Source organism: Phenylobacterium sp. (assembly GCF_036402295.1).
Classification (GTDB): Bacteria; Pseudomonadota; Alphaproteobacteria; order Caulobacterales; family Caulobacteraceae; genus Phenylobacterium.
In genome coordinates this window covers 1-11,153 of record NZ_DASWTE010000242.1, presented here as the reverse complement: position 1 = coordinate 11,153, position 11,153 = coordinate 1, and the positions used below count along the sequence as shown (strand labels likewise).

General features: G+C 71.6%; 11 protein-coding genes and 1 pseudogene. 2 read left to right on the top strand and 10 right to left on the bottom strand.

Annotation, left to right across the window (positions count from 1 at the left end):
• The first annotated feature begins 208 nt into the window (after window positions 1–208).
• A complete protein-coding gene (locus tag VGD44_RS15055; RefSeq protein ID WP_331088482.1) occupies window positions 209–1,285 on the top strand; it encodes a phosphotransferase family protein in 1,077 nt (358 codons plus the stop codon).
• Between the two features lies 1 nt (window position 1,286).
• Here the strand turns inward: VGD44_RS15055 and lpxK are convergent, their stop codons facing one another.
• The 5 genes from lpxK to VGD44_RS15030 all read right to left on the bottom strand — a co-directional run bounded on the left by lpxK (window position 1,287) and on the right by VGD44_RS15030 (window position 7,051).
• Window positions 1,287–2,276 carry a tetraacyldisaccharide 4'-kinase gene (lpxK, locus tag VGD44_RS15050; protein ID WP_331088480.1) on the bottom strand — a complete coding sequence of 330 codons (990 nt, stop codon included), beginning with the start codon at window positions 2,274–2,276 and terminating at the stop codon, window positions 1,287–1,289.
• Window positions 2,273–3,526, bottom strand: a complete 1,254-nt coding sequence (locus VGD44_RS15045; RefSeq protein WP_331088477.1) for a 3-deoxy-D-manno-octulosonic acid transferase — start codon at window positions 3,524–3,526, stop codon at window positions 2,273–2,275. The genes lpxK and VGD44_RS15045 overlap by 4 nt, the downstream gene beginning before the upstream one ends.
• A complete protein-coding gene (locus tag VGD44_RS15040) occupies window positions 3,523–4,476 on the bottom strand; it encodes a cation diffusion facilitator family transporter (protein WP_331088475.1) in 954 nt (317 codons plus the stop codon). The genes VGD44_RS15045 and VGD44_RS15040 overlap by 4 nt, the downstream gene beginning before the upstream one ends.
• Before the next feature lie 101 nt (window positions 4,477–4,577).
• Complete coding sequence (locus VGD44_RS15035; protein WP_331088473.1) at window positions 4,578–5,279, bottom strand: lysophospholipid acyltransferase family protein; 702 nt, start codon at window positions 5,277–5,279, stop codon at window positions 4,578–4,580.
• Window positions 5,276–7,051, bottom strand: a complete 1,776-nt coding sequence (locus tag VGD44_RS15030) for an ABC transporter ATP-binding protein (protein WP_331088471.1) — start codon at window positions 7,049–7,051, stop codon at window positions 5,276–5,278. Before VGD44_RS15030 ends, VGD44_RS15035 begins: the two co-directional genes overlap by 4 nt.
• Window positions 7,052–7,230: 179 nt before the next feature.
• Here VGD44_RS15030 and VGD44_RS15025 point away from each other — a divergent pair, with 179 nt between their 5' ends.
• On the top strand, window positions 7,231–7,908 hold the full coding sequence (locus VGD44_RS15025) for a fused DSP-PTPase phosphatase/NAD kinase-like protein (RefSeq protein ID WP_331088469.1): 678 nt from the start codon (window positions 7,231–7,233) through the stop codon (window positions 7,906–7,908).
• A 29-nt stretch (window positions 7,909–7,937) separates the two neighbouring features.
• Here VGD44_RS15025 and VGD44_RS15020 read toward each other — a convergent pair whose 3' ends face one another.
• The 5 genes and pseudogenes from VGD44_RS15020 to VGD44_RS15000 form a co-directional block, all read right to left on the bottom strand.
• Entirely contained in the window at window positions 7,938–8,180 is a 243-nt protein-coding gene (locus VGD44_RS15020) for a DUF4170 domain-containing protein (RefSeq protein ID WP_331088467.1), read from the bottom strand.
• A 23-nt stretch (window positions 8,181–8,203) separates the two neighbouring features.
• Window positions 8,204–8,998 (bottom strand): 3'(2'),5'-bisphosphate nucleotidase CysQ, encoded by a 795-nt coding sequence (locus VGD44_RS15015; RefSeq protein ID WP_414694666.1) that lies wholly within the window; start codon window positions 8,996–8,998, stop codon window positions 8,204–8,206.
• Complete coding sequence (locus tag VGD44_RS15010) at window positions 8,995–10,326, bottom strand: TldD/PmbA family protein (RefSeq protein ID WP_331088464.1); 1,332 nt, start codon at window positions 10,324–10,326, stop codon at window positions 8,995–8,997. Before VGD44_RS15010 ends, VGD44_RS15015 begins: the two co-directional genes overlap by 4 nt.
• Before the next feature lie 47 nt (window positions 10,327–10,373).
• Window positions 10,374–10,775 (bottom strand): MAPEG family protein, encoded by a 402-nt coding sequence (locus tag VGD44_RS15005; RefSeq protein ID WP_331088462.1) that lies wholly within the window; start codon window positions 10,773–10,775, stop codon window positions 10,374–10,376.
• A 6-nt stretch (window positions 10,776–10,781) separates the two neighbouring features.
• Window positions 10,782–11,153: pseudogene (locus VGD44_RS15000) on the bottom strand (UbiD family decarboxylase); the annotation flags it as partial.

Below are 11,153 nucleotides of genomic sequence, written 5' to 3'. Positions count from 1 at the left end.
AAGGGCGCCCATCCACTGGACGACGAGGCCCGGTTCGGTGAGCGCGCGCCATACCTGCTCGCGCGGGGCGGCGATCTCGATGACCGACGTGATGTCCTCGACCATGATCCGGCTCTGGGGGCCGGCCGGCGCGCCGTCAAGCGCTTGCCCGCCGCTGCGTCACCGGTAAAAGAGCTTCAAACAAATGTACGAAGCGTGAGGGAACGCCATGGCCGAAGCCGTCACCGCCGAGCAGGAGCGCGAGGCGCTCAACACCGGCACCAAGGAGGTCGCCGAAAGCCATCGCTTCGACGAAGGCGCGCTCGCGGCGTGGATGCAGGCCAATGTCGAGGGCTACGCCGGGCCGCTGGAAGTGCGCCAGTTCAAGGGCGGCCAGTCGAACCCGACCTACCAGCTGATCACGCCCACCAAGAAGTACGTGATGCGCCGCAAGCCGCCGGGCAAGCTGCTGCCCTCGGCGCATGCGGTGGACCGCGAGTTCCGGGTGATCTCGGCGCTCTACCCGACCGGCTTCCCGGTGGCGCGGCCCTACGGTCTCTGCACCGACGAGAGTGTCGTGGGCACCATGTTCTACATCATGGACATGGTCGAAGGCCGGATCCTCTGGGACCAGTCGCTGCCGGCCTATACGCCCGCCGAGCGCCGGGAGATCATCCTGGCGAAGATCAAGACGCTCGCCGACCTGCACAACACCGACTACGTCAAGATCGGCCTCGAGAGCTACGGCAAGCCCGGCAACTACATGGCCCGCCAGGTCGACCGCTGGACCAAGCAGTACAAGGCCTCCGAAACCGTCCACATCCCCGAGATCGAGCGGCTGATCGAGTGGCTGCCGAAGACCGTGCCCGAGCAGGAGCGCACCTCGATCGTCCACGGCGACTACCGCCTCGACAACATGATCTTCCACCCGACCGAGAACCGCGTGGCCGCGGTGCTCGACTGGGAGCTGGGCACGCTGGGCGAGCCGCTGGCCGACTTCACCTACCTGCTGATGAACTGGATCAACGGCGGGATCTCGCAGATCCCGGACCTGAAGACCCACGGCATCCCGACCCTGGAGGAGGCGGTGGAGTACTACTGCAGCCTCACCAACCGGACAGGTCTGCACGACCTCAACTGGTTCTACAGCTACAACACCTTCCGCCTCGCCGGCATCCTGCAGGGGATCGTGGGACGGGTGCGCGACGGCACCGCCAACAGCCCGCACGCGGCCCAGCAGGCCGACCGCGTCCTGAGCCTGGCCGAGACCAGCTGGAAGTTCGCGAAGCTGGCCGGGGCCGAGTAGGTCACGCGATCCTCGCCAGCAGCGCGTCGAGGACGGCTTCGTCTTCGAAGACGGCGCGCACCGGCCAGGCCGCGACGCGTGCGCGCCAGGCCGCCGGCAGACGGGCCCAGTCCTTCTCGGTGGTGACGAGCCCGGCGCCGAACTGGGCGGCGCGCTCGGCGAGGCGCGCGAGCGTGGCCTCGTCGTAGGGGTGGTGGTCCGGGAAGGGCGCGAAGTCGGCGAGCTCGCAGCCGGCGGCCTGCAGCGCGCGCTCCACCTTCCACGGCTTGCCGACCCCGGCGAACCCCACCTGGGGGCCGGCGGGCGCCGGCGCAGCGGGCGCCAGGCGGGCGATCAGCACCGGCACGGCGGCCAGCTCGCGCAGGAGGTCCGGGTCGGGCTCGGCCAGGTCGGCAGGCAGCAGGATCACGGCGGCGTCAGCGCGGGCGAGGCCGGCCTTCAGGGGCTCGCGCAGCGGGCCGGCGGGGAAGACGCGGCCGTCGCCGAACGGCCACTCCCCGCCGCGGGTCTCGCCGTCGACGACCACGAGCGAGAGCGTCTTCTTCACCGACGGGTTCTGGTGGCCGTCGTCCATCACCACGACCTTCGCGCCGGCCTCGGCGGCGGCCTTGGCGCCGGCGGCCCGGTCGCGAGCGATCCAGACGGGCAGGTCCTGGGCCAGCATGAGCGGCTCGTCGCCCACCTGGGCGGCCGTGTGGCGCGCCGGATCGACCTGAAGCGGCCCGGCCTCCGAGCCGCCGTAGCCGCGCGACAGGACGTGGCCGCCCAGCCGACGGGCGAGTTCGCGGACCACCGGCGTCTTGCCGGTCCCGCCCATGGTGAGGTTGCCGACGCAGATCACCGGGACGCCGGGATCGACCGGCCGGCCGGCCGCGATCCGGCGCGCGGTTTCGGCCGCCCAGAGCCAGGACAGCGGGGTGAGCAACCCGCGCAGGACGGGGCTGGCCTTGCCGTCGCGCGCGTACCACCAGCGGGGCGTTGCGAGCTTCATGCGGGCAGCAGGGGCTCGAGCCGGGCCAGCGCCTCGTGCAGCGCCGCGCCCTGGCGCTCGGCGTAGGCCAGCGCGGCCTCGCCCATGCGCCGGGCGATCCGGGGATGGTCGAGCAGGCCGCGGACGTGGCGGGCCATCGCCGCGGCGTCGGCGGCTTCGATCGCGGCGGCCTCGGCGAACAGGTCGGCGTAGGCCTCGGCCGCGTTGAAGGCGTGCGGGCCGGTGAGGATCGGCCGGCCGATGCGGGCCGGCTCCAGCGGGTTGTGGCCGCCGATGCCGGGCAGGAAGGCCCCGCCCATCACCACCACGTCGGCCAGCCGGAAGAACAGGCCGAGTTCGCCCAGGGTGTCGGCGACGTGGATCGGGCCGGTAGGCGCCTCGCCCGCCGAGCGGCGCGTGGCGGCGAAGCGCTGCGCAAGGTCGGGGCCGCGGTCGGGATGACGCGGCGCGAGGATCAGCAGGGCTTCGGCCGGATCGTCGACGGCGGCGCGGAAGGCTTCGACGACGATCTCGTCCTCGCCCGGATGGGTGCTGGCGGCCAGCACCACCTTGCGGCCGGCGGCGGCCTTGCGGAGGCGGGCGAGCTCGAGGTCGTCGACGGGCAGGGCGTCACCGGTGAGCTTCAGGTTGAGCCGGGAGTCCGGTTCGGCGCCCAGGCGGCGCAGGCGGTCCTCGGTCGCCGCGTCCTGGGCCATGACCAGGTCGAAGGCCGAAAAGATCTCGTGCGCGGCGACCGGGAAGCGGGCCCAGCCGCGCGCGCTCTCCTCGGTCATGCGGGCGGAGAGGAGGGCCAGGCGGACGCCGCGGTCGTTGGCCTCCTGGATCAGGTTGGGCCAGATCTCGCTCTCGACGAACACGGCCAGCGCCGGGCGCCAGTGATCCAGGAACCGGCGGACGGCGCGCGGCGTGTCCAGCGGCACGTACTGATGGATCGCGCCCTCGGGCAGCCGGCGCGCCAGCAGTTCGGCCGCGGTTGTGGTGCCGGACGTCACGAGCAAGGTGAGGTCGGGCCGGCGCTCGCGCAGGGCGGCAATCAGCGGCAGGAGCGACGTGGCCTCACCGACGCTGACCCCGTGCAGCCAGACGAGGCCGCCCTCGGGTCGTGGCACGCTGGCCTGGCCCAGCCGTTCGCGCAGGCGCGCCGCGTCCTCCTTGCCGCGGGCCGCGCGGCGGCGGAGCAACGCTGGCGCGAACGGCTCGAGAAGGCCGGTCAGCGCACCGTAGAAGGCGAGGGGGCTTGGCCTCGTCACACCACCTCGGCGGGGGCGAGGCGGCAGGCGTGGGCGGCGCTGGTTTCCACCTGCAGCGTGGCGTGGCCGATCTTGAAGCGGTGCTCCAGCCCCTCGCAGGCCATGTGCAGGAAGCTGTCGCCGTCGCCGTTGAGCGGCCGCAGGACGTGGGCGGTGAGCGCCGTCTCTGTGGTGGAGATGGCCCAGACGTGCAGGTCGTGGACACCCTCCACACCCGGCAGGCCGGCGAGGTAACGGCGCACAGCCTCGACGTCGATGCCGCGGGGGGCGGCGTCCATGGCCAGGTCGGCGGAGTCACGCAGCAGGCCCCAGGTCCCGAGCACGATGACGCCGGCGATGACCAGGCTGAGCGCCGGGTCGATCCACAGCAGGCCGGTCTGCGCCATGGCGAACGCGCCGACGACGACCGCGAGCGACACGCCGGCGTCGGCGGCCATGTGCAGGAAGGCGCCGCGGACGTTAAGGTCGGTGTGGCTGCCGCGCATGAACAGCATGGCGGTGAGGCCGTTGATCACGACGCCCAGGCTGGCGGTGAGCATGACGATCTGGCTGTCGACCCGCGCCGGCTCGGCCAGCCGGTGCACGGCCTCGGAGGCGATGACGCCGACGGCGATCATCAGGAGGATCGCGTTGGCCAGCGAGGCGAGGATGGTGGCCTTGCGCAGGCCGTAGGTGCGGCGGCCGGCCGGCGCCCGTTTGGCCAGCACGACCGCGCCCCACGCCAGGAGCAGCGACAGAACGTCCGAGAGGTTGTGACCGGCGTCGGCCAGCAGCGACAGCGACCCGGTCCAGAGCCCGGCGGCGACCTCGGCGGCCACGAAGGCGGTGTTGAGGACCACGCCGATTGCGAAGGCGCGGCCCGTGTTGCCGGGCGCGTGATGATGGTGGCCGCCGCCGTGGTGATGGTCGTGGGCGTGCCCGTCGTGATGGTCGTGCGCGTCGTGAGCCATCGCGAGCCTATGTCCCACCGCAGGCCGGGGCGATCAACGCGATAACAAGTAACGGCGCCACCCTTCTTATGACGAGCGGGGAGAAGGCTTGGAGGCGCACGTCAGCGCCCAACCAACGTCTCCGCCTTCCGCGTGGCGGCGGAGAGGCGGGCGGACCAGTCGTCGAGCAGCGACTCCAGGGTCGTGTCGTCGGCGTCCTTCGGCACGTAGAGCGGGCCTTCCCAGACCACCGCGCCGCGGCCGAAGGGGGCGGCCCACATCACCTTGTCCCAGGTGCTCTGCATCTGTGTGGCGGGTCTGGCGGCGATGCCCATCAGGAACACGGGCTGGCCCGAGCGCTTCGCGATCTGCAGCGAGCCCGCGGCGATGACCTCGTTGGGGCCGCGGGGGCCGTCCGGCGTCACGACCAGCGCCCCGCCGCCGGCCACCCAGTTGGTGGCCTCGCGGATGGCGGCGACGGCCTGGCGCGCCTTCGCCGCGTCGCCCTTCTTGGCCGAGGAGACACGGATGGCGGGGAAGCCCGACATGACCAGTGCGCGGGCGATGAACTCGCCGTCGGCCGAGGGCGAGATCAGGCACTTCGTGCGCTTCCTCCACCACTGCGGCGCGGTGGCGAGGCAGAGCGGGATGCGGCCGTGCCAGAAGAGCGCGATGGCTCCGGTCGTGTCATCGGCCAGCACCGGCTCGACGCAGGCGACGTTCTCGTGCCGCCAGCGCACGGTCCGCAGGATGAGTTTCAGGTAGGTCCCCAGGACCCAGCCGAGGAACCCCTGCACGCCATCGGATCGCAGGAAGGCCTTCAAGCGGCGGGCTCCGCCTCCAGGTCCTGGCTCTTCGCCAGGCGGGCGTAGAGGCCGCGCTTCTTGACAAGGCCCACGTGGTCGCCGGTCTCGACGATGCGCCCTTGGTCGACGACGTAGATGCGGTCGGCGAAGCGCACGGTGGAGAGGCGATGCGCGATCAGCAGCGTGGTGCGGCCGGCCATGAGGCGCCGCAGGGCCGCCTGCACCTGGGCCTCGCTCTCGGTATCCAGCGCGCTGGTGGCCTCGTCGAGCAGCAGGACGGGCGCATCCTTCAGGAAGGCGCGGGCGATGGCGATCCGCTGGCGCTGGCCGCCGGAGAGGCGCGCGCCGCCCTCGCCGACCAGGCTGCCGTAGCCGTTGGGCAGGGCGCTGATGAAGTCGTGCGCGGCGGCGGCCTGCGCGGCGGCCTCGATCTCGGCGGCCGAGGCGTCCGGCCGGGCGTAGGCGATGTTGGCGGCGACGGTGTCGTCGAACAGGAAGGGCTCCTGGGTGACCAGCGCGACCTGGTCGCGAAGCGAGGCCAGGGTCACGTCGCGCACGTCCTGGCCGTCCAGGGTCACGCGGCCGTCGCTCACGTCGTAGAACCGCGGGATCAGGTTGAGGATGGTGCTCTTGCCGCCGCCCGAGGGGCCGACCAGCGCGACCGTCTCGCCGCGGCGGGCCTCCATGGTCACGCCGCGGAGCGCCGGCGGGCCGTCGCCGCCGTACGTGAAGCTGACGTCCTCGAAGCGGATGTTCCCTTCGGCGCGGGCCATCGTCCGGGCGCCGGGTTGCTCGCGGACCTCGGGCTCGACGTCGAGGGCGGCGAAGAGTCTGCGAGCCGCCGACATGCCCTCGGCGAACACGGTCTGCAGGTTGGCGAGCTGGCGCAGCGCCTGGCTGGCCATGGTGAGCGCCGCGACGAAGGAGAAGAAGGCCCCGGCGTTCATCTCGCCCTGGGTCGAGCGCCAGCCGGCGTAGGCGAAGACGATGGCCACGATGAGGGTCATCAGGAGCTCGGTGGCGGGCGCGGCGCGGGCGCGAGCGTTGGCGCCCTTGGTGAGATGGCGCTGGCGGCGCTCCACCACCTCGGCGACGCGGGCCTCCTCGTAGGCCTCGCGGTTCTCCAGCTTCACGACCCGGACGCCGTCGAGGCTTTCCATGATCGCCGAGGAGAGCGCCGAGGTCTCGGCCATGGCGCCCTTGGCCGCCTTGGTGGTGCGCAGGGAGAAGCGCCGCATGATCACGCCGGCCAGGGGCACGGCGCCGATCAGCACCAGCGACAGCAGCCAGTCGTTGGCGACCATCACCACCACCGCGCCGATGAAGACGAGCAGGTTCTGGGTGTAGTTCACGACGCCGGCGGTTGCGGCCTCGCGGATCAGGCCGGCGTCGTAGAGCACCGAGGAGACGAAGCTGCCGGTGTGATGGCTGCGCAGGTGGGCGAGGTCGGCGCGGACCAGCTTGCCGAACAGCTGCACCTGCACGTCGCCGACGACGGCGTTGCCGATCCGGTTGACGAGGGTGGCCTGGACGATCTGGGCGGCCGTACGGGCGGCCGCCAGCGCGGCGATGGTCAGCGGCAGCCACAGGATCGCCCCGGCCTTGTGGAACACCAAGAGGTCGTTGGTGGCCGGCTCGATGATCTGCACCAGCATCGCCGAGCAGTAAGCCACGACCACAGCGGCCAGCATGGCCACGGCCCAGCCTTTCCACCGCGGCGCCATGTAGACGCGGGCCACCCGGGCGACCAGCGCGCGGGCGGACAGCTCCGGCAGGGCTGGCTCGCTCATGGGGCTGGGGTCCGATGTTGCGGGGGCGAAGTCAAGCGGGTGGGGCGTCCCGTTCAGCCCACCCCAACACTTGTCATCCCGGTCTTGGGCTTCGCCCAAACCGGGATGACAATGGGGAGAGAGGCCTGAGGCGCTGCGTGCTCTTCCCCGGTTCGGCGGCTGGCCCTACTTAGGCGCCCATGAGCGCCGCGGACGACCGCTTCGACCTCGCCACACCGTGGGGGCGGACGAAGACTTATCTCGACTACCTGTGGAACGACCACGCCTACCTGCGGCTGGGGTTCTCCAACGCCCACTGGGTGTCGGAGGAGCTGGTGCGGGCGAACCAGCCGTGGCCGCACCAGATCGCGGCGTGGAAAGAGCGCGGCATCCGCTCGATCGTGAACCTGCGGGGCGGCTTCGATGCCAGCTTCCACGCGCTGGAGAAGGACGCGTGCGAGCGGCTGGGGCTGAACTTCGTCAACTTCACCATCACCTCGCGCGAGGTGCCCTCCCGCGAACGGGTGTTGGGGGCCAAGCGGCTGTTCGAGACCTTGGAGTACCCGGCGCTGATGCACTGCAAGTCCGGCGCGGACCGGGCGGGCATCATGAGCGTGCTCTACATGCACTTCCGCAAGCACAAGACGATCCGCGAGGCGCTGGAGCAGCTCTCGCTGCGCTACCTGCATATCCGCCACGGCAAGACGGGCGTCCTGGACTACACCTTCGCCCGCTACCTCACCGAGGGCGAACCGGCCGGGATGAGCTTCCTGGAGTGGGTCGAGAGCCCGATGTACGACCCGGCCGGCATGAAGGCCGATTTCCGCAGCAACATGTGGGGCAACCTGCTCACCGAGAGCGTGCTGAGGCGGGAGTAGCAAAACCTCCCCCGCAAGCGGAGAGGTCTTTAGTGCTGATGGTCGTCGTCGGCGCCGGGGGTGAGCAGGCGGTGGGCGTGGAGGACGAAGTAGCGCATCAGGGCGTTGTCGACGGTGGCCTGGGCCTTGGCGCGCCAGGCGCGGACGGCTTCCTCGTAGCTGCCGAAGGCGCCGGCGAAGTCGACCTTCGAGACGTCCTTGAACTCGGGCGGACCCTCCAGCGACTTCAGTTCGCCGCCGATCACGAGGTGGAGGAGTTGCGTGCTGGGCATGAGCTAGTTCGTTTCATATGAAATCATTTGCGCGCGCCAATATGCTGGACGAGCGGCAGGATCAATGGGGCGAGCGCCGGCGTAGCGCAGATCAGGCTGGCCTGCGACGGTCTGGCGCGATTGTAGCGGAAGCCGGCGCCGGTGTGATCGCCCACGAAGCAGCCCGCCTCGCGCGCGATCAGGTCGCCGGCGGCCACGTCCCAGTCCGACTTGCGGACCGGCGCCACGGCGGCGTCGAAGTCGCCCGCGGCCACCAGGCACATGCGGTAGGCGGTGGAGCTGCGCTGCTCGACGCGCATGGCGGGCCAGGGCCGCGGCCAGGACCAGTGGCCGAAGACGAGGGGGTCGCCGACCATCCGGCAGTCGATGAGCTCGCCGACGCCGCTGGGCCGGATGACCGCGTCGTTGCGCGTGGCGCCCAGGCCGACGGCGGCGGCGTAGGTTTCGCCCGCTTCGGGCGCGAAGACGACGGCGGCGATAGGCTGCCCATCCTCCACGACCGCGATGGCCACCGACCACCACGGCTGGCCCTTCAGGAAGGCGCGGGTGCCGTCGATGGGGTCGACCACGAAGAGCCGCCGGCGGTCCAGGCGGACGGGATCGTCGGCGGTCTCCTCCGAGAGCCAGCCGTAGTCCGGCCGCGCCGCGCGCAGGCGCTGGGTGAGATGCCGGTCGGCGGCGAGGTCGGCGTTGGTCACCGGCGTGCCGTCGTCCTCCTTGTACTCGACCTCCAGGCCGCGACGGCGGATGTCGCGGGCGAGCTCGCCGGCCTCCAGGGCGGCGGCGGTGATGAGTTTGAGGTCGTCGGTCAGCGTCAGCGTCCCGCGATGGCCAGTGCGTCCACCAGCAGCGACGGTGCGTTGGCGGCGCCGCGGATCTCGAGGTCCGACCCGGGCGTGATGCGGCCGAAGATGTCGAGCAGGTTGCCCGCCACGGTGATCTCGTTGACCGGATAGGCGATCTCGCCGTCCTCGAACCAGAAGCCCGCGCAGCCGACCGACCAGTCGCCGGTGTTGCCGTTGAGCGAGGGGCCGAACATCGAGGTGATGAGCAGGCCGGCGCCGGCGTCCTGCATCAGGCCGGCCTGGTTCCGGGTCCCCGGCTGGAAGGTGAGGTTGGAGGTGGAGACGCCGGGCGGTCCGGCCAGGCCGCGCGAGGCATGGCCGGTGGTGGTGAGGCCGAGCTGGCGGGCCGACGAGGAGTTGAGCAGCCAGGTGGTCAAGATGCCGTCGTCGATCAGGTTGCGGGCCTCGTTAGCCACGCCCTCGTCGTCGAAGGGCGAGGAGCCCAGGCCGCGGATCCGGTGCGGGTCGTCGCGGATGACGACGCCCTTGGCGAAGATCCGCTGGCCCAGCTTGTCCTTCAGGAACGATGTGCCGCGGGCGATCGAGGGGCCGGAGATGGCGCCGATCAGCGGGCTCATCAGCGAGCCGGCGAGGCGGTTCTCGAAGATCACCGGGGCGGTCGTAGACGCGATCTTGCGGGCGCCCAGCCGTGACGCGGCGCGGCGGCCGGCCTCGGCGCCCAGGCTCTCGGGCGTCGGCAGGTCGGCCTGCCAGCGGGTGGAACGGCCGTCGTAGCCGGTCTCCATGCCGTTCTCGTCGCCGGAGATGGCCGAGGCGCTGATCGAGCAGCCCGAGACGCGGTGGACGCCCGAAAAGCCGCTGCTGGTGACCATGGTCCAGTGCGACGACGACCAGGAGCCCGAGGCGCCGTCGGAGTTGGTCACCTTGGGCGTGGCGCGGGCGGCGGCCTCGGCGGCGCGGGCGCGGTCCTCCAGCGCCTCGGCCGAGGGCTCGGAAGCGTCGTAGAGGTCGAGTTCGGGCAGGGGGCCGCGGGCCAGCCGGTCGGCGTCGGCGAGGCCGGCGTAGGGATCCTCGGGCGCGAGGCGGGCCATGGCCACGGCGCGCTCGACGAGCTTGGCGCGCGCTTCGGCCGAAATGTCCGAGCCCGAGACGGACGCCTGCCGCTTGCCGACGAAGACGCGCAGGCCCAGGTCGCGCGACTCCTCGCGCTCGACCTCTTCCAGCTCGCCCATCCGTACGGTGATCGACAGGCTGCGCCGCTCGGCGCCCACGGCCTCGGCCGCGTCGGCGCCGGCCGAAAGAGCGGCGGCCACGATGTCGTTCAACAGGTTTTCGTCCATCGCGGGGATATGGCCGACCGCGCGGGCGGGAACAACCCCGCACGCCCTCAGGGGATGGCGTAGAACAAAAGCGCCGCAGCCATGGCGATGTAGCTGATCCAGGTGCCGAGCACGCCCAGGGCGCGGGGCAGGGTGGCGCCGGTCGACCGCGACAGGCCGATCGCGTGCACCACGCGGCTGGCCAGCAGGATGCCGCCGATCGGGTGGATGAGCAGCGGCGGGGCGTTCACGATGGCCAGCAGGGCCAGGCCGGCCAGCGCCGAGGGCACGTACTCGGTGGCGTTGCCGAAGGCCCGGATCGCCTGGTTGAGCGCGGGCACGCCGCCGTCGCCGATCTCGACCTTGTGCCGGCGGCGCTGGCGGGTGACCAGAACCGACAGCACCAGCAGCAGGATCAGGTGGAGCCCGGCCCAGAGGGCGGCGGCGTGGGCGGAGGCGGTGGCGTCCATGGCGCGCTATTCCACCGGCCGGCCGTCGCCCGGCAAGCCCAGGCGGCCCCACATCTGCGTGACCTTGGCCACGGTGTCGGCGTCCATGGCCAGCAGCTCACCCCACTCGCGCTTGGTCTCGGGCGGCCATTTGTTCGTGGCGTCGAGGCCGATCTTCGAGCCCAGGCCGCTCTCGGGCGAGGCGAAGTCGAGGTAGTCGATGGGGGTGTTCTCGATGACGGTGATGTCGCGCGCAGGGTCCATGCGGGTGGAGAGCGCCCACATCACGTCCTTCCAGTCGCGGGCGTTCACGTCGGCGTCCACGACGATGACCCACTTCGTGTACATGAACTGTCTGAGGTAGCTCCAGACGCCCATCATCACGCGCTTGGCGTGGCC